Consider the following 19,783-nt stretch of genomic DNA (forward strand, 5'->3'; position numbering starts at 1 on the left):
GCGTGACGAGCTAATAGGGGTCGTCGTCTTCATAGCGGTCGTTATCATCGGCTTTGCCATCCTGAATAGGGTAATCCCCGGATTCCTTAGCACTCTTCTGCAGGGCCTCGGCTTCATGAATAAGTAAATACCAAGCATTTCTGACTCTTGCTCGCAGTCTCAATGCCAAGAAGGTCTTACTATAGGCTCAACGGTCATTGCACCTAGCGCGACACCTATCCCAGTTTTCAAATCACGTATTTGAAATCAGGCGAGCTCACACCGCGTACCAATGCTATGTGGGGCGTTGCCCATGGTGGTCAGTTTGTGCTTTTGGATTGTTACCAATACCATCGCTATCGGTCTGTGGGGCCGACAGGGAAGCTTTGGATGCACTTCGATGGTCAGACGGCCCGATTTTATTATCAGCAGATAATTGCCAAGCGGGGGCCGATCTTCGCCCTGGAGCAGGTTGAAAAGGCATTGCATCCGCTAAAGACCATTTACAACATATTTCGGTTCGGCACCTATTTATCCGAAACAATGCTTGCGAAATATGTGACGGACATTCTGACCTGGTTCGTTGATGCGCCGGTGGGGCAGGGTGACATTGACAGGAGCGGCCATGACATTCAAATGGTGATGACATATATTGCCAATCATCAGCTAGCCGCTATGACTGGTCTCGGTGAGCTTAGCTTCATTAGGGTATTCAAAAAGGCAACCGGTTATACGCCTCATGCCTATGCTATGGACGCGCTAACCAATGCAACTCGAAGCATACTCAACAATTCTTCTAAGCCTGTCGAGCAGATAGCTCTGAATTGCGGATGTTCCAAGCCTCCGTCTTTTGCAGCGCTCCTAAATCCAAAGTAGAGAGTCTCCTATGTAGATCCATCGCCGTACTTTGTAGATAGCGGATAAGGTCAATGAACATATCAAGTGCTTGTGCTGTGGAGAGTAGAGTAGAGCGTATCCGTAATGTGATACAGATCGGTTCAAACGGGGCGGACCTAGTCGCATGCTCATGTTTGCAGTCGGTTTGTGTTCCATTTTCCATCATTTATGGTGTTTGCAGGCATTGATATGTATGGAGGGATAGTCGCCGTGAGGCGTGGATTGAAACGGTTATGTTGTTATTTCTGTATAGAGGGCTCATCGGCTATGTTCGATGAGCCTCTTGTTTTTTTGTAGCGAGGGCCTTTTTCTCGCTTTTGATTAATAAAACTTCGTAATTTTCTTAATTACAACTTAACCGAAGTTGACTTTCTGGAAGTATAGATATATTTTTACTTTAGTACATGAGTTAATCGCCTATACGAAGGAGATGGGGCGATGGTTGATGATTCTGTGTTTATATGCGGGAAGCCGGTCTGTGTATGGCGATTGACGCCTTGGATTCAGGTCAATACAACGCAACCGCTCAACAGTGACCGAAGTCAGGAAGAGATGATCGCATGACGACCGAAGGCGATGAGATAGACGAGTATCTGGCCCGCACTTCGAAAGATCATGGTTTCGAGGTCTGCGTGCAGCATCTGGTGATGACTGGATGTCTTGATGCAGCCTTCGCCGGCAGGCTGGCTGGTTATCTGTATGACCAAGATCAGGCTGATATGGGTCTGGATACAGGCCTTCTTCACGACATAGGCAAGTATTCGGAGGAATTCCAGAGGATGATCAGGGAGGCCTATGATGAGCAGTAGTGTCAATCACTCTTCATACGGGATGAAAGTAGCCTATAAGCTCCATCTTCAAGAAGCCACATTTGCCATTGCAGGGCATCATGCTGGGTTGCCGGATTTTGGCAATCGTATTGATACCGAGAATTCAAGCACCTTGGTCGGCAGAATGAAGCGTCCCAACCCTGATGCATCGCATTGGAAGGATGAGATCACTCTTCCCGAAGTCAAGCCGCTTGCTTCTTTGGGCTCACATTTCTCGGACATGATGCGTATCCGTATGCACGAATCAGCGCTAGTGGATGCGGATCGGCTGGATGCTGAGTTCTTTGTCAATGGCAAAGTAGAGCGCGATGAATCGCCATTTCTCGAGCAGCTGCTTCAGGATCTCGGTCCTGATCGTCTGTCCAGTTCTATTATGCCGCCTCCACAGGAATTACGCGAAATAAGCAAAGCGCTGGCTGGGCAGCTGCGTGAGCATCAGTCGATCAGAATCAAGGCGCTTGCTGAAATCATGGAGCGCAGGGCTGAGTCCTTCCTGTCGGCGAAGGCGAGTACGTCGTTGAATGAAAAGCGCAATGCCATATTGCGTGACTGCCTTACTCACGGAGCTGATCCTGAATGGAAACCAGGTCTATACACGCTGACCGCTCCCACAGGCGGCGGCAAGACTGATTCCTCGCTTACGTTCGCGCTTGAACACGCCAAAACGCACCATATGGATAGGGTTATTTACGTCGTGCCCTACACGTCAATCATCGACCAGACGGTAAAGGAATTCGAAACCCTCCTTGGGCCAGATGCGGTTCTACCACACTATGCAGATGCTGCTTTCCAATTAAAAGAGGAAGACGAGCTTACAGCAAACGATTTGCACCGCAGTTTTGCGGCCGAGAACTGGAACATGCCGGTTATCGTAACCACTGCTGTGCAGTTTTTCGAAAGCCTGTTCGCCAACAAGGCCTCTAAACTCAGGAAGATTCATAACATAGCTAACTCTGTTGTGATCTTCGATGAGGCCCAGACCTTGCCCTTGCCTCAGCTGAAACCATGTGTACAGGCCATAGCTGAACTGGTTGCCAATTATCACGTCACCGCGGTGCTGTGCACAGCAACACAGCCGGCCTTGCAGGAACTGTTTGCTCAGGCTCTTCAATGCCCGAATCTGACCATCCCTGAAATTGCACCATTAAGCGAAAAGGAGCGCTCGGAATTCAGGCGCAACCGAATCGTCGATGACGGTCATAAGAACATGGATGAGATGGCTGAAGCTGTAGAAGGCCATAATCAGGTTCTGTGCGTGGTCAACACACGTAAGGAGGCGCAGTACATCTCCGGAGCGGTGCGAAAGCATGGCTTTGAAGACGGTACTTTCTGCTTGACTACACTGCAATGTGCCTATGACAGGGAACGGTTGCTGAAGCAGATACGGGATCGCCTCACCCAGGGAGAATCTTGCAGGGTCGTATCCACGTCTCTGATAGAGGCCGGAGTGGACGTCGATTTTCCTGAGGCGTATAGGGAACAGACTGGTCTTGATTCGATTCTTCAGACAGCTGGCCGTTGCAATAGAGAAGGTCGACGTGAAGCGGATGCCTCATTGGTTCATGTTTTTTCGACTGATGAGGGCCAGGTTTCGTTTTTGAAACAGAATATGCTGGCTTTCGAGTTGGTACGGGAAGGCAATGCTGATCTGGCATCTTCAAAAGCGATTCATGAATATTTCACCAGGCTCTTTGGAATGCGAGGGGACGAGAGTCTCGATCAGCGTCAGATTCTCAAGGCTCATGAGCGTGGAATATCAGGATGCCGTATGCCGTTCGCTCAGATTGCTGAGCTTTTCAAGCTGATTGATACGCCAACTGTTCCCGTCTATATACCGGTCAATGAAGAAGCGAGCGCCCTGTGTGCCCAGCTGACTGATCCTCGTTGCTATACGCGAGGGCTGTTCCGCAGATTGGGCCGGTACGCGGTCAATGTCTGGCCTAGACAGCTGGACAGACTCAAAGAGGCTGGGAAGATATCCGCTTTGGCTGAGCACGGTGCCAGGTCGGATGACGATGCATTTGTTCTGCTGGACATGGGCATGTACGACAGTGCTACAGGTCTGCAGGTCGATGAAGATCAGTTGCCTCAAAACGGTCTGCTGTATTGATGGCTGAATCGTAATTGGCAATACCGGCAACAGGAAAGGAGACCAATGACAGTACAACTTGAGGTCTGGGGTCCGTACGCCCTCTTCACCAGACCGGAAATGAAAGTAGAGAGGGTCTCGTACGACGTGATGACGCCATCGGCGGCACGGGGGATTCTGGAGGCTGTGTTCTGGCATCCGGGCATGATCTGGCGGATTGACAGGATCGTGGTTATGAATCCCATCAGATTCACCAGTGTTCGTCGCAATGAGGTCAGCAGCGTGATATCGGCCGATACTATCCGGTCGATGATCAATGATCCGTCCAAAGACAGCGCGATCTATGCTTCCTCAGACATTCAGCAGCGTGCCTCCACCATTCTGCGGGATGTTCACTATGTGATTGAGGCACACTTTGATATGAACAGCAAAGCTGCTGCAGGGGATACGCCGGCTAAGTTCATCAGCATGTTCAATAGACGAGCTCAGAACGGGCAGTACTATCACCACCCTTATTTCGGAACACGGGAGTTCCCTGTCGATTTTCGGCTTTGGGATGCCGATAAGGGTCAGCCCAAGGGATTCGAAAATGGTCATCGGGATCTGGGGTACATGTTATACGACATGGACTATCGAGACCCTGCGGACCCGCAACCTATGTTTTTCAGAGCTGAGTTGATTAACGGCGTGCTGGATGCAACTGATCCGAGGGTGAGCTCATGATTGGCGAACTAGTCAGACTTTACGACCGGCTGGTGGAGGCTGATCAGGCACCGCGGTATGGATACAGCGTTGAAAATGTTCCGTGGGGACTGGACATAGCGGATGACGGGGCCATAACCCATGTCATTCCGTTTGGGACATTGACAAAGAACAAGCAGTTCAGACGTATGATGCCTGTTCCGGCACATGCATTACGAACGGTGAAAATTCAGGCCAATTTCCTCTGTGACAACTCCTCTTACCTGCTAGGTGCAGATGCCAACGGTGCAACAGACAAGGCGGCCAAGCGCTTTGCAGCTGCTGCTGAATTGCATCGTCAGGTGCTTGCAAACGCCGAAGATGATGAAGCCCGTGCAGTGCTCGCTTTCTTTTCCCGGACGCCTCAAGCGGCAGTTGTCGAGGAGAAATTGGGCGAAGGGGACTGGAAGAAGGCCTTGACCGGTAATTTCGTCCTCTGCCGCAGCGGCTTACCTTTATCTGAAAATCCAACCATGCAAAAATACTGGGATTCATGGTTCTCTTCGGGTGACGAGGACGGTGATAATCCGGCCGCTGGTTCTGAAACCATGCAAAGTGTTGTTTCAGGCCAAGCCGTCGTTCCCGCTCTTACTCATCCAAATATCAGAGGCGTCCGCAACGCACAATCCAGCGGATCCGCACTGGTGTCTTTCAATGCGCCAGCGTATCTTTCCTACAACAAAAAGCAGGACCAAAATGCTCCTATGAGCAAGCGTGAAGCTTTCGCTTACACCACAGCCTTAAATACTGTGTTGAAGGACGATCAGTACACAAGAACTATCAATGATGGTTCCTTGACGATTGTCTCTTGGGCAGAATCAGGACAGGCTGAGTACTCAGCCGAGATGAACATGTGTATTGAAGGCGCCGTAGGGGTTGATCAACAGGATCTGATAGCCACTGTCACGGCCTTGTCTAAAGGAAACCCAGTTGATTTCAATGGTGTCAGGCTTAATCCGGATGAGCATTTCTATATCCTTGGACTTGCCCCCAACGCCGCCAGACTTTCGGTGTCCTTCTTCTTGAAGGACACCTATGGCAGTTACATGGAGCATGTACGTCGGCATTATGAAGATCTGGATATCGAACGCCCGAAATTTGACAAGCGTCGTGACCTACCTGTGTGGATGCTGCTTGCGCAAACTGTACCGCCCGCCAATGGTGGGAAAAAGAGGATCCCAGCTTCCCCCCATACAGTTTCCGACCTTTTTAAGGCCATTCTTACAGGTGCGCCCTATCCTACGTCGCTCCTGACTGCTGTTGAGAACCGCATAGGCGTTGAGCATGACGTGCCCCGCGCCAAGGCTGCAATCATCAAAGCGTATTTTCTTCGTCACCCAAACAACCAATGCCCTAAGGAGGTATTGCAAGTGTCCATCAACAAAGAAAGCACTAATGTGCCCTATGTCCTAGGACGGCTGTTCGCCCTATATGAGGACATACAACATGCTGCGAATCCCGGTATCAATACCACGATTGGTGACCGCTTCTTTACTAACGCATCGACCATGCCAGCCGTGGTTTTCCCGCACTTGGGCGATTTGGCGAAAAAGCACCTGCGAAAACTGTCGACGGGAACGCGCATTTACTATACCAAGCGTATAGCAGATCTGATGACCAGAATCGGCGAGAGTTTCCCGACGAGGTTATCGCTGCCCGAACAGGGTGCTTTCCAGCTCGGATATTATTTCGAGACTCAGGAGCGGTACAAGGGCAAGAACAAGGACGACAATAAGGAAATCAGCAAGGAAGAAGGAGTTGTAAATGAGTGAGCAAACTGCCAAGGCAATCCAAAATAGGTATGATTTCTCAATTCTCTATGATGTTGAGAATGGCAACCCCAACGGAGATCCGGAATCAGGCAATATGCCACGAACCGATAGTGAGACCGGGATTGGTATTGTTACCGATGTTTGCCTGAAGAGGAAGATACGTAACTATGTGCAGCTGATTAATGGGGATAAGGCGCCCTGGCGTATCTATATCAAGCAGCAGGTTCCGCTGAACCGCCTCGATGCTGAGGCGCTAAAAGCGGTTGGCGTCAATGGGGATCCCGATGTGGACAGTATCGGGAAGGCTTTAAAGAAGGCCAAGAAGGAAAACGGCGAGCTGGATAGATTAATCCTCGATTACATGTGCTCCAATTTCTTCGATATCAGGACCTTTGGCGCGGTGATGACCACCTTCGTCAAGGGCGGGTTGGCCTGTGGCCAGGTGCGCGGCCCTGTGCAACTTGGATTCTCGAGGTCCATCGATCCGATTTTCCCGCAGTCTGTCACCATCACCAGAGTGGCCATTACTACGGAAAAAGACCAAGAGAACAAGAACAACGAGATGGGCAACAAGTCCATCGTTCCTTACGGTTTATACCGTGCTGATGGCTATGTGAATGCCAAGCTAGCACAAAAGACCACCGGATTTAGCGAGGAGGACCTGGCCATGCTTTGGCAGGCCATTCTCAATATGTTCGAGTTTGATCATTCCGCAGCTAGGGGCAAGATGGCCGTTCGCAAACTCTACGTCTTCAAGCACAGCAACGATCTTGGTGATGCTCCCTCCTACAAGCTGTTCGATAGCATTCATGTGGCTCATAAGCCTGAGGTTGAGACACCGCGCAGCTTCTCGGATTACGATGTGACGGTCGATACTTCAGCTATTCCGCAGTCGGTCGAACTGACTGAAATGGTGGATGGCTGAGTCTGCTGCAATGAGTGATAATTCCATGGACTTGTCCATGGCCACAGGGCCGGCCGAATATCCTGAGGATGAATGGCTGGCCCTGTCTGGCATTCAGCATTTCGAATTCTGTAAGCGCCAATGGGCATTGATCCACATAGAGGAGCAATGGCGTGACAACACCAGAACATATGCAGGAGACTTCGAACATCGGCGTGCTCACGACTACCATGCTTCAGAAAAACGTGGCGACACCTTGATATTGCGCGACCTGCGTGTATTCTCCCGAAGGCTGGGAGTGGTCGGCGATTGTGACATCGTCGAATTTCATGCAGCTCAGGATGGAGTTGCATTGACAGGCAGAAGAGGACGGTGGACACCCTATCCTATTGAGTACAAGCATGGTTCCAGCAAGGTCAATAATGCTGACCGTTTGCAATTGTGCGGCGAAGCCATGTGTCTGGAAGAAATGCTCTCCTGCAGTATCAGCCAGGGGGCATTGTTCTACCAGCGGACCAAGCGCCGTGAAGTGGTCGAACTCAACGATGATCTTCGCGCCCAGGTAGTCGATGATCTGGCGCAGATGCGGGACCTTTATCGGCGAGGCCATACTCCAAAGGTGAAGCCAAAGACGGGATGTCGGGCATGCTCATTGAGGGATATCTGCCTGCCCGAGCTTGTGCATAAGTCTTCCGCTGCTGACTACATTCGAAAGACCTTGAAAGAGCTGTAGGGGTAATTTGAGCAATGAGAGTCTATTGAGGGAAAAACACCAGAGGGAAGCGATGATTCATTGAGACAGATGTTGAACACCTTGTTTGTCACTACAGAGGATGCCTACCTTTCCCTGGAGCAGGAGAACGTCGTGGTGAATGAGGGGGACCGCGTCATGGGGCGGATTCCTCTACGTGCCCTGGAGTCTATTCTTTGCTTCAGTTACAAGGGTGCCTCGCCGGCCTTGCTGGGTAAGTGCAATGAGTTTGGAGTCTCATTTGCCTTCTATTCTCCTCAGGGCAAGTACTACGGGTCTGTGCTTGGAGAAGCTAACAGAAATGTGCTTTTGCGACGCCGTCAGTATCACATGGCCGATGATGATAATGAGGTCTGTTCGATTGCAGCCTCATTCGTCATGGGCAAGATATTCAATGCGCGACAGGTGCTGGAACGTGCTACCCGAGACCACGCCTTACGAATCAATGTGCCTCGTGTCAAAAAGCAGAGTGCCCGTCTCTTGGCGGCCTTGCAGGAATTGGACGGCTGCCTAACGGCGGATTCGGTTCGTGGTGTGGAGGGGGAGGCCGCGAAGTGCTACTTTTATGCCTTTGATGATCTCATCCTCACAAATAAGGATGATTTCTACTTCGAGCAGCGCAGCCGGAGGCCACCGATGGATAGGATGAACGCCCTGCTCTCATTTATCTACGTGCTACTTTCCGGAGATTGTCGTTCTGCACTTCAAGGTGTCGGCCTTGATCCTTATGTCGGTTTCTTGCATACAGATAGGCCAGGCAGATCTTCGCTGGCTCTGGACCTTGTTGAGGAATTGCGCCCTGTCTTTGCGGATCGGCTGGCTTTGTCCCTGGTCAACACCCATGTGGTTAAGGCCGGAGATTTCGAGATTCGAGAGAATGGAGGAACCTATCTTAACGACAAGGGGAGGAAGCAGGTGCTTTCAGCCTGGCAGAAGCGCAAAAATGAGCAAATCATGCACCCCTTTCTTAAGGAGAAAGTGCCATGGGGGTTGGTGCCCTATGTGCAGGCATTATTGCTGGCTAGATACATACGTGGGGATATGGATGCCTATCCTCCAATGTTCTGGAAGTAGGGTGGAAGAATAATGATGGTGGTTGTTGCCTATGATGTCGACACCTGTGAGGCGGCTGGGCGGAAGCGGTTGCGACAGGTCGGCCATGAGTGCATGAAGTTTGGGCAGCGTGTGCAAAATAGTGTGTTTGAATGCGTGGTCACTCCTGCCGACCGTGAGCTCCTAAAACAGCGGCTGATGACGTTGATCAATCCTCAGGAAGACAGCTTGATTATGTACGACCTGGGTGCCAGATATTCCCGAAGGATCCATTACTATGGGGTGAGACGCCATATCCCTGTTGATCAAGTGATGATGCTATAGAGTCAATATGAGCTTGGATATATGATTTTGATTGTATCGTGCTGTTCCAGCAACTGAAATTAGACGTTGGCTAAGTGATTGGTGTAATTCTGTAAACAGTGCATTATGCTGACTGATGTTTTGGACCATAGTTGACGCGAAACTCTAGCAATCATGTATTCGTCTGATCCTTCGCGCCGCAGATCTTTGCTTTAGGACAATGGTCGGTCTAAATTTCGCATGTTTTTGTGATCAGAATTCTTTTCAAAGTTACAAGCGGAAAACTATCGATGCGAAGAAAGCTAGAATTTTAGTGAAACGGATGAATGGTTGTTTGATAACTGAATAGTGATGTTATCGACTTGAGCAATCATCTCAATTGCTCGACTAGAAACATGAGATGGGTACCTGGGTTGGACTGTTGTGAGTCTTCAGCCATTAAAAGCTGACCACCATTAAAAGCTGATCATATATTGGTCATCAGATGTATCATTGTGCTGTCGCTCCCTTCACGGGAGCGTGGATTGAAATCCCGATGAATCTCACGATGGTACCGATCACCGGGTCGCTCCCTTCACGGGAGCGTGGATTGAAATTGATATGGTTGTGCCCCGACCGGATGGCCGGGGCAGTCGCTCCCTTCACGGGAGCGTGGATTGAAATTTTTGCCTCCTGTGCCCACCTGGCGAGTGGTGTCGGTCGCTCCCTTCACGGGAGCGTGGATTGAAATACAACATTTTGAGCAATAGTCTGCCGATTGAGTAGTCGCTCCCTTCACGGGAGCGTGGATTGAAATGTCATGCTTGTGGATGATGATAAGGCCAAGGACAAGTCGCTCCCTTCACGGGAGCGTGGATTGAAATCCCGAGGATAGGTATCTCAATGCGATGGCTGACATGTCGCTCCCTTCACGGGAGCGTGGATTGAAATATGACCGTGTCCTTGGTCTTCGGGGTCAGATTTAGTCGCTCCCTTCACGGGAGCGTGGATTGAAATAGACCGCGCACATGGCAGGCATCGCGGAACGCTTGTCGCTCCCTTCACGGGAGCGTGGATTGAAATCAGGCGTAGCGCGCAAAAGCCACGCGGGCAAAGCCGTCGCTCCCTTCACGGGAGCGTGGATTGAAATCTGTTAGTGTGCGCAATTGCGGGCACTGTTTGGCTGTCGCTCCCTTCACGGGAGCGTGGATTGAAATATGTATCCCTATGTGGACATCAAACCACCAGCCGGTCGCTCCCTTCACGGGAGCGTGGATTGAAATATCTTGTAGGTCTGAATCAGGCAAGAGCAACCAAGTCGCTCCCTTCACGGGAGCGTGGATTGAAATTCGGTGAGTACGGTTTCTGTAGTCATGATATTAGGTCGCTCCCTTCACGGGAGCGTGGATTGAAATTCCACGATTGCGTAGTGTTGGGGAGCGTCACTGGGTCGCTCCCTTCACGGGAGCGTGGATTGAAATAAATCAGTCTTAATAAGGCCATGAAAGATATTAGGTCGCTCCCTTCACGGGAGCGTGGATTGAAATATCATCGTAGGCTCAGGTCTCACCCTTTCGAGGGGTCGCTCCCTTCACGGGAGCGTGGATTGAAATCTATCGTTACTTGCATGATTCATCCTGGCTTACTGTCGCTCCCTTCACGGGAGCGTGGATTGAAATATCAAATACAAAGAAGTTCTTGACCTTCTTCTTGTCGCTCCCTTCACGGGAGCGTGGATTGAAATTTCTGGACAAGCCGTGCCATCATGCCGCCATAATGGGTCGCTCCCTTCACGGGAGCGTGGATTGAAATTTCAGTGGGGATCCCGTCATTGTCACTTGTCTCCGGTCGCTCCCTTCACGGGAGCGTGGATTGAAATTTGGTCAGTGTGTAGACGATGGCGAATGATACCGCGGTCGCTCCCTTCACGGGAGCGTGGATTGAAATATTGTTATGATTACAATAACATATAATGCTCAAGTCGCTCCCTTCACGGGAGCGTGGATTGAAATTTTAGGCAGCTTAGCGACTGTGGGTGGTGCCTATGTCGCTCCCTTCACGGGAGCGTGGATTGAAATCTCACACCTTGTATGCACGAACTTGCAGACCCGAGTCGCTCCCTTCACGGGAGCGTGGATTGAAATAAAAGTCGTGGCCGTCGTGGGAGCTGTGCCAGGTCGCTCCCTTCACGGGAGCGTGGATTGAAATTGGGACGTGTCACCGGTCTTTGGATCGGGTGAGGGTCGCTCCCTTCACGGGAGCGTGGATTGAAATTGGAACCCGGTAACAATCCCGTTCCAAATGCCCATGTCGCTCCCTTCACGGGAGCGTGGATTGAAATAAGAGCTTCCACGATCAGGCTTTCGCAGCTACGGGCGGTCGCTCCCTTCACGGGAGCGTGGATTGAAATTTGGCGCCACCTACAATATCGTCGAGTGGCACATGTCGCTCCTTTCACGGGAGCGTGGATTGAAATAGCACGTCAACTATCCCGTGGATTTGGGTGTCGAAGTCGCTCCCTTCACGGGAGCGTGGATTGAAATCCGGATACAAACGAAATCACCGACCTTATACAAGTCGCTCCCTTCACGGGAGCGTGGATTGAAATTACAATGCCGTCATCTCCGCCATGGAATGCGGGGGTCGCTCCCTTCACGGGAGCGTGGATTGAAATCTGCGCTGCTCGGCCTGGGATACGCAGTATCATGTCGCTCCCTTCACGGGAGCGTGGATTGAAATGTCGTAGGCATGGTTCATTTGGGCGAGCTTGCGCGTCGCTCCCTTCACGGGAGCGTGGATTGAAATACCCTGGATCCTGCTTCCAGTGATGCGAACGCCAAGGTCGCTCCCTTCACGGGAGCGTGGATTGAAATTACAGACCTGATTCACGGCAAGGCCGAGGGGGCGTCGCTCCCTTCACGGGAGCGTGGATTGAAATGTGAATATGGGGCAATCGCGCCCACTGCCCTGATGGTCGCTCCCTTCACGGGAGCGTGGATTGAAATTTGTAGTCGGCGTTGATGGACGAACGGAACCTCGAGTCGCTCCCTTCACGGGAGCGTGGATTGAAATCACTTGGATACCATGCGGCTCCCTCACCCTGCCCGTCGCTCCCTTCACGGGAGCGTGGATTGAAATCTGACAAGCGGCGGTGTACAGGTGGAAGTGGGGGGTCGCTCCCTTCACGGGAGCGTGGATTGAAATGCGGCTCAGGGCCGCTCTGGCGGGTGCCAGGCTGGTCGCTCCCTTCACGGGAGCGTGGATTGAAATCTGGACTGGGAGCCGCCGGCAGGGTACCGGGGCGAGTCGCTCCCTTCACGGGAGCGTGGATTGAAATCAGATGAAAATAATGCGAGTAGCTGGTGTTTGGAGTCGCTCCCTTCACGGGAGCGTGGATTGAAATCTTTGATACATGGTCTGCCAGTTTGCCCACTGTGGTCGCTCCCTTCACGGGAGCGTGGATTGAAATGTTATGTATCTCGATCATATATACCTACTTAATAGTCGCTCCCTTCACGGGAGCGTGGATTGAAATTGTGGATGGGAGAGCGCCTGAGCCCGGCGACGAGGTCGCTCCCTTCACGGGAGCGTGGATTGAAATGGGCTGGAATGCGTCGCCATGCCGGCATATACTGGTCGCTCCCTTCACGGGAGCGTGGATTGAAATATCCACTGGGCGATGCCTACCGCGCCCAGGCCTGGTCGCTCCCTTCACGGGAGCGTGGATTGAAATTTAATATATTTGATATATTGGCTGAAGTCACAGGTCGCTCCCTTCACGGGAGCGTGGATTGAAATCATGGCATTGTACAAGTCCATCTGATTGGACTTGGTCGCTCCCTTCACGGGAGCGTGGATTGAAATTGGCGGTCGGAAGGTCAAGGAGGCTCCGGACTTCGTCGCTCCCTTCACGGGAGCGTGGATTGAAATGCGGGCCTCCTGTCGACGGGGACGACCGAGGCGGGTCGCTCCCTTCACGGGAGCGTGGATTGAAATCCGGCCTTCCCGACGCATGCGGGAAAGCACGACGGTCGCTCCCTTCACGGGAGCGTGGATTGAAATGTCAAAGCCGGAGGCCGTTCCACGCGGGTGGACCGGTCGCTCCCTTCACGGGAGCGTGGATTGAAATCTAGAAAGGCATGGGTTGGGTTGGAGCGGATGTGTCGCTCCCTTCACGGGAGCGTGGATTGAAATATAAGAGGGTTGGCCGGTGTCCCTTTGAGGGGGGTCGCTCCCTTCACGGGAGCGTGGATTGAAATGGCTTGGAAAGATTAGAAGAAGCTGAGACAATGCGTCGCTCCCTTCACGGGAGCGTGGATTGAAATCAACAGCTTAGAGCGTGCATGGCTGTTAAGCACGTGTCGCTCCCTTCACGGGAGCGTGGATTGAAATCGCTGATGTGATGAACTCCAACAAAATCGGCTATGTCGCTCCCTTCACGGGAGCGTGGATTGAAATATCACTACGTCGTAGTCGTGCTTTTGGGGGGCACGTCGCTCCCTTCACGGGAGCGTGGATTGAAATTGATGGGCCGGTATGCGAAAGCCGTAAGGGAGCTGGTCGCTCCCTTCACGGGAGCGTGGATTGAAATAGCTTGGGTGAGATTATCCGAATCAGCAGCCACGTCGCTCCCTTCACGGGAGCGTGGATTGAAATCCGGGAACTGCACAGCAACGAATGGAATGACGAGTCGCTCCCTTCACGGGAGCGTGGATTGAAATTCCACATTACCGGCAGAACTCAAGAACGTCATGGTCGCTCCCTTCACGGGAGCGTGGATTGAAATCAGATAGTCAATTTTTACGCTGTTGTCAATCGTCGTCGCTCCCTTCACGGGAGCGTGGATTGAAATGACTAATGCTCAATCCCGATTACATGCCCAATAGGTCGCTCCCTTCACGGGAGCGTGGATTGAAATGTGGACGTGCCGGACCTGGAGGCCGAGTTCCGCGAGTCGCTCCCTTCACGGGAGCGTGGATTGAAATCAGGAGGAGCTGTCGAGCGCAGGAATCAGCATGGGTCGCTCCCTTCACGGGAGCGTGGATTGAAATATCAGCCGGATTGATCCGGATGCCCGTGTGCGCATGTCGCTCCCTTCACGGGAGCGTGGATTGAAATCCCAAAATAATGAGCGCTCTGGGGTATTCAGCCGGTCGCTCCCTTCACGGGAGCGTGGATTGAAATTAGAAGAATCTCCCTGCAATCCGGTCATCCATGTGTCGCTCCCTTCACGGGAGCGTGGATTGAAATATGTTGAGCAGCTCGATCATATTATAGGGGAGCTGTCGCTCCCTTCACGGGAGCGTGGATTGAAATATCAAAAACGTCAAGGGCACAGGTGGATTCCACGTCGCTCCCTTCACGGGAGCGTGGATTGAAATTACGGCGATGTCAACTACCTGGTCTGCCCGCTCAGGTCGCTCCCTTCACGGGAGCGTGGATTGAAATCGGTGATTCGTCCCAAGCGTGGATAAGCCAGCCGTGTCGCTCCCTTCACGGGAGCGTGGATTGAAATGCTCATCACCCACCAGGCGTGCGCTGAAGCGCTGGTCGCTCCCTTCACGGGAGCGTGGATTGAAATACCGACAGCCGGTTTGCAGGCGGCGTATCCACAAGGTCGCTCCCTTCACGGGAGCGTGGATTGAAATTTGCTCCCAAGCAGAAGGTTGAGGTACCTGGTGGTCGCTCCCTTCACGGGAGCGTGGATTGAAATTTTTGGCCAGACGTGGCCGCAAAGTTCGGCTTCTGTCGCTCCCTTCACGGGAGCGTGGATTGAAATCATGGTCTCTGCTCCTATCATCATGTCATTGCCGGTCGCTCCCTTCACGGGAGCGTGGATTGAAATGTTGTTATCAGATTTGTGGGTGCTGAGTGTAAGGTCGCTCCCTTCACGGGAGCGTGGATTGAAATTCAGTTTTGAGGACAAACTTGTCTCCCCGGTTCGGTCGCTCCCTTCACGGGAGCGTGGATTGAAATTCCACCGCGTTCAGCAGGTCGTCAAAATCGTTTGTCGCTCCCTTCACGGGAGCGTGGATTGAAATCAGGTGTTTGTTTTGGCATCGTACCCGACCGGCAGGTCGCTCCCTTCACGGGAGCGTGGATTGAAATTGGAGACCGTCCTCTATAGCGACCCAAGGCTAGGGGTCGCTCCCTTCACGGGAGCGTGGATTGAAATAACTTCTCAATTTTCCGCCTGCCTAAGAAACTGAGTCGCTCCCTTCACGGGAGCGTGGATTGAAATCAAAACGTTGTGACCGTCAACATGCGTGTGGCTGTCGCTCCCTTCACGGGAGCGTGGATTGAAATGCCAAGCTCATGCTCAACAATCTGTACGGGAAGGTCGCTCCCTTCACGGGAGCGTGGATTGAAATACCCAGTCCCACGGGATCGCCAAGAGCGTCCGCGTCGCTCCCTTCACGGGAGCGTGGATTGAAATTGGACGATGCCGGACACTGCTCCCATCTTCGCAGCGTCGCTCCCTTCACGGGAGCGTGGATTGAAATCGTTGGGCACGAATGTGAAGGGCTTGGTCTCCCCGTCGCTCCCTTCACGGGAGCGTGGATTGAAATATCAAAATCTTGCTCGCTCGTGAATAGACCATTATGTCGCTCCTTTCACGGGAGCGTGGATTGAAATTGATTTCCCAAAAATATATAATCACGATTGTGCGTCGCTCCCTTCACGGGAGCGTGGATTGAAATGAGTATGACGACTCTGTATGAAGCCTTTTTCGTCGTCGCTCCCTTCACGGGAGCGTGGATTGAAATCTGTAGTCTCCCTCTATTTTCCACTTGCCTGTCTGTCGCTCCCTTCACGGGAGCGTGGATTGAAATAGGCGGGATGATATTCCCGAAAGCTGGCTATCACGTCGCTCCCTTCACGGGAGCGTGGATTGAAATATGTAGTTGTGGATCACATAGTCGTCGCCGTCCTGGTCGCTCCCTTCACGGGAGCGTGGATTGAAATTGGCGAGACCCAAGTATCAGGGATTATCACACTGGTCGCTCCCTTCATGGGAGCGTGGATTGAAATACCGAGCTGATGAAGGCGGCGATCCAGGGCCGCAGGTCGCTTCCTTCACGGGAGCGTGGATTGAAATTAGAAGGCAGACTGATCATCAAGCAGGTACCCTCGTCGCTCCTTTCATGGGAGCGTGGATTGAAAGTCGGGACCTAGGCGTATGTCGGAAAGCCGGAGCTGTCATTCCCGTTATGCGAGTGTGGATTGGGAATACCACTACGAATGGTTCTCTACCTGTGGTAACTGCGTTGCCCCTTTCGTGGAAGCCTAAATTGGAAAACCGATTGCTCCCCTTTAAATTACCCAGACAGCATTTTTTCTATCGGGAACATGCATTAAATCAGTACTTTCGCCAGAACACTGCCAAGGATTATACTCCTACTAAACAGGATTATGAGTTGCTGCTTCGGCATAGTCTTAGTCGTTTTTATACCATTTACTTGTTCCTAGCCGCGAGAGTGCCGTGCTCCCCTACATCCGCGAGGATGATACAAAGAAGTGGACCGCAACAGTTTAGGAGTATACAAATACTGCTGGTGTTCCCCGCATCTGCGGGAATGATCCCACGGGCCATCGGATGATGCCCTTCAGGAACACAAATATGAGAGGAGATGAATGGTTATGGATGAGGATTTCATGAGAAAAATGGCGTCCAAGGATAAGGCCTGCACCACTCATGACCATATTCCTGATGACCGGATCAACAGTTACGCGTCATGGTATCCCATCACTGATGATATGGATGAGACCGAACGCCGGGTCTGGGATTCGCTGGATGATGAGGACAGGAAAATGATCCAGTCGGATCGGACATACTATGGGACGAACTATGGTGCTGGCTTCGGTGGCAATAGCAAGGTGAGTTTTTACGATGTCCTCGGCATTAGGCAGTTCGACTGACTCATTCCGGGGCTCGTATATGTTGTTGCAATCAGTAAAGGGATCGCTATAGGAGCGTCGGGGAGAATCCATGACCGCTTCATAGTTCGAACATGAGTGTTTGATTCTCCTTCAGCCCCAGCAATCGCATTGGTGCGCCCTGATTGAAGGTTGCTTCTGCCTTCAAGGCATCCATTGCCGCTTAGCAGATGACTAGCGGGGTGTTTGAACACGGATTGTCATGGTTTTCAGATGCGCATGATTGGTTGGGCAGAAGACGCGGCCCGGGTGTTCCTGGGTGCGGATGCGCCTACCGGTATAAGCTTGTAGGCGATGTGTCCACGAATAGCGGACTTGGAGGTGTGGTCGCCGATGGAGCAATTCGACGATGCGGATGGCGCGGAACCCGGCAGAAGCGATTCAACTGGTTCCACAGCCGTACCATCGCACCCGGATGAGTCGACTGCGGTGAACAAGGTTTCGGCTCATCCTGAGGCAACCATTCCGGATTCGGAGTACTCCCTGGCTGAGATTGAGCAGCGCCGTGCTCGCCCGGTCCGCTGGGTCGTCTTTGCACTGGCGGTCCTCCTGGCCATCGTCATTCCTTACGGATACGGGCGCTCGCTGGCCATCAACCACACCCAGGGCGTGCTCCACTATGCCTCGGTCCTGGACCCGCGCGGCATAGCCCTGATTGCATGGACGGTGACCGTGCTGACCTTTATGGGCATCGGCATGTCCATCATCGAGTCGTCCTCCTGGTTCTGGCGGGTGGTCTTCGTGCTGGGCCTGGCCGCCGAACAGCTGATTGCCGGCCTCTGCCTGCTCAAGATGAACTTCTGGTACAGCACCTTCGTCGTTTACCAGCATCAGGCCATCCTGGCGAACGCGGCCAACTTGGGCATCATCGCGGCCGGGCTGGGCGTAGCGGTCTTTGCGGTCGTTTTCGTTGCCATCCTGGTATGCGTACGCAAGGATTCCCCCTGGAACACGCTGACCCACAGCTGGTCGGCCCTGTCCATGTTCTTCATCATCGAGCTGGCGGCCATCGCCATCGTCCTCTTCGGAGGCCTCATCACTGCGGTTTGAATCATAGGATCGCTGAATTTACCAGAATATGCTGCACGATGGGTGTCGGTAACTGTCAGTTGTGGTTTTGGGTTGATTCCTGTCCGCACGCTGTCAAGAGGTGCGAACGTAAGACCAAAGCGCAATTGACCGCGGGGGAGGGGGTTGATGCATATGGGCTTTACTCGGCTAATTCCCGATCCAGGCGTTTGGCTATCCGCTCGGCGTAGGAGGTATCTATGATGATTAGGCTCCCGCAGGTCACAAACAGAGCGACCAAGGGCCAGCCCATGAGGGTATGGACCCATTCGGGAAGGGTGAAGAAATCAGTGAGGAACATGAGCGGCACCAGGATGTAAACGCTGTAGCCGAGGACATGCATGGTGTAGGGGATGGTAGTTCCTGTGATGTATCGCATGCCGATCCAGTAGTTGTCGAGGGCGATTTGGAGTTCGCGGCTGCTGGCCGGGGTCATTTGGTGTTGGGGGAATTGCCGGTGGGTGGCCCAAACCCATGCGCCGACGCCGATGGCGAGGCCTAGGACGCAGCTGACGATCGCTGTGGTCCGTCGGGGCATGCCCAGGAGGACATCGCCGCCCTGGAGTGGATGGTACGGTTCGTAGCGGTGCCATGCGCGGGCTATTTTTAAGGCGGATATGAAGATGATGACGATCAGCGCGACGATGGATAAGGGGACAGAGTAGTGTCTTCTGTTGTATTCCCTGGCTTCCGGGGTCCGGTAACGCATGGGGGCCTTAACGGGCTGGTTGCGGACGCGGTCCCAGTAGACGCGGGTGAACCGGTCGGGCAGGAAGCCGATGGCTTCGTAGCGCCACCATGCGGGGCGGCAGGCGTGCCAGTTCGGCGTCGACCGTGCCCGGCGGCGGACCGGGTCCTCCCGCCGGTGGTCGCGGGCGAGGGCGCGGACCTGGCGGGCGCGCAGGAGCCTGGTGACTGGGTTGTCGGGTCCCTTCCAGGCCAGGAGGCTGACCTGGTCCTGGGTGAAGATGACCAGGTCGGGGTCGGGGGTGTGGCCGACGCCGACCTCGGGCAGGGGAGCGTCGCCCCCGGGAACTACGCCGGGTCCGCAGGCAACGCCGCCCACGGAGCAGATCCTGCCTGCGTACCATGGACCGGATGACCCGGTGGCCTGTTCGGGTGGCTGCACGTACTGGCCGACCAGGCGGACCACCAGCCCGTCCTCTCCCAGCCTGTCGAACCATCCAGTGCCTCTGTAGGCCCCGGATACGGTGGCGGGCCCGTCGGCCAGTACGACCAGTGAACCCAGGGGTAGGACCTGCCCGGGCCGGGGCCGGCCGATCCTGCCGCGCCGCCTCCACACATGCCCCTGGAAGGTCTGCAGGCACAGGCCCCGTGCCAGGAGGTAGGGCGCCAGGACGCGGTCCATTAGCCGCCTCGACCTCCACGCATTGAACGACATCAACACAAACAACCAGACCAGGATCGCCGGAGCGCCTAATAGGACATCTACCAATAGATACAGCATCAGTACGCACC

The 19,783-nt window shown here is 53.2% G+C and carries 12 protein-coding genes and 1 CRISPR repeat array; of the genes, 11 read left to right on the forward strand and 1 reads right to left on the reverse strand.

The features are described 5' to 3' along the window. The first annotated feature begins 240 nt into the window (after nt 1-240). The 11 genes from AACP62_RS01310 (at nt 241) to AACP62_RS01360 (ending at nt 18,286) form a co-directional block, all read left to right on the forward strand. A complete protein-coding gene (locus AACP62_RS01310; RefSeq protein ID WP_155804963.1) occupies nt 241-855 on the forward strand; it encodes a helix-turn-helix domain-containing protein in 615 nt (204 codons plus the stop codon). A gap of 581 nt (nt 856-1,436) precedes the next feature. Next, complete coding sequence (locus tag AACP62_RS01315) at nt 1,437-1,685, forward strand: HD domain-containing protein (RefSeq protein WP_029678130.1); 249 nt, start codon at nt 1,437-1,439, stop codon at nt 1,683-1,685. Then, nucleotides 1,672-3,816, forward strand: coding sequence for a CRISPR-associated helicase Cas3' (gene cas3, locus AACP62_RS01320; protein ID WP_339345824.1), 2,145 nt, complete (start codon nt 1,672-1,674; stop codon nt 3,814-3,816). Before AACP62_RS01315 ends, cas3 begins: the two co-directional genes overlap by 14 nt. 45 nt (nt 3,817-3,861) lie before the next feature. Then, nucleotides 3,862-4,518 carry a type I-C CRISPR-associated protein Cas5c gene (cas5c, locus tag AACP62_RS01325; protein WP_339345825.1) on the forward strand — a complete coding sequence of 219 codons (657 nt, stop codon included), beginning with the start codon at nt 3,862-3,864 and terminating at the stop codon, nt 4,516-4,518. Next, nucleotides 4,515-6,308, forward strand: coding sequence for a type I-C CRISPR-associated protein Cas8c/Csd1 (gene cas8c / locus AACP62_RS01330; RefSeq protein ID WP_339345826.1), 1,794 nt, complete (start codon nt 4,515-4,517; stop codon nt 6,306-6,308). The genes cas5c and cas8c overlap by 4 nt, the downstream gene beginning before the upstream one ends. Continuing rightward, nucleotides 6,301-7,233: a type I-C CRISPR-associated protein Cas7/Csd2 gene (gene cas7c / locus AACP62_RS01335; protein ID WP_029678124.1), complete on the forward strand. Its 933-nt coding sequence runs from the start codon at nt 6,301-6,303 to the stop codon at nt 7,231-7,233. Before cas8c ends, cas7c begins: the two co-directional genes overlap by 8 nt. A 10-nt stretch (nt 7,234-7,243) precedes the next feature. Then, nucleotides 7,244-7,945, forward strand: coding sequence for a CRISPR-associated protein Cas4 (gene cas4 / locus AACP62_RS01340; protein ID WP_339345829.1), 702 nt, complete (start codon nt 7,244-7,246; stop codon nt 7,943-7,945). Nucleotides 7,946-8,005: 60 nt separating this feature from the next. After that, nucleotides 8,006-9,037 (forward strand): type I-C CRISPR-associated endonuclease Cas1c, encoded by a 1,032-nt coding sequence (gene cas1c, locus AACP62_RS01345; protein ID WP_353955847.1) that lies wholly within the window; start codon nt 8,006-8,008, stop codon nt 9,035-9,037. Between the two features lie 15 nt (nt 9,038-9,052). After that, nucleotides 9,053-9,340 carry a CRISPR-associated endonuclease Cas2 gene (gene cas2, locus AACP62_RS01350; protein ID WP_232342799.1) on the forward strand — a complete coding sequence of 96 codons (288 nt, stop codon included), beginning with the start codon at nt 9,053-9,055 and terminating at the stop codon, nt 9,338-9,340. 478 nt (nt 9,341-9,818) lie between these two features. Further along, a CRISPR array of direct repeats spans nt 9,819-16,463; the repeat unit is 32 nt; unit sequence GTCGCTCCCTTCACGGGAGCGTGGATTGAAAT. 470 nt (nt 16,464-16,933) lie between these two features. Continuing rightward, complete coding sequence (locus tag AACP62_RS01355) at nt 16,934-17,218, forward strand: hypothetical protein (protein ID WP_339345830.1); 285 nt, start codon at nt 16,934-16,936, stop codon at nt 17,216-17,218. Between the two features lie 351 nt (nt 17,219-17,569). Then, on the forward strand, nt 17,570-18,286 hold the full coding sequence (locus AACP62_RS01360) for a hypothetical protein (RefSeq protein ID WP_339345831.1): 717 nt from the start codon (nt 17,570-17,572) through the stop codon (nt 18,284-18,286). A gap of 160 nt (nt 18,287-18,446) precedes the next feature. Here AACP62_RS01360 and AACP62_RS01365 read toward each other — a convergent pair whose 3' ends face one another. Then, nucleotides 18,447-19,673 carry a hypothetical protein gene (locus tag AACP62_RS01365; RefSeq protein WP_339345832.1) on the reverse strand — a complete coding sequence of 409 codons (1,227 nt, stop codon included), beginning with the start codon at nt 19,671-19,673 and terminating at the stop codon, nt 18,447-18,449. Nucleotides 19,674-19,783 lie beyond the last annotated feature (110 nt).

The organism is Bifidobacterium apis (genome assembly GCF_036986835.1).
Classification (GTDB): domain Bacteria; phylum Actinomycetota; class Actinomycetes; order Actinomycetales; family Bifidobacteriaceae; genus Bombiscardovia; species Bombiscardovia apis_A.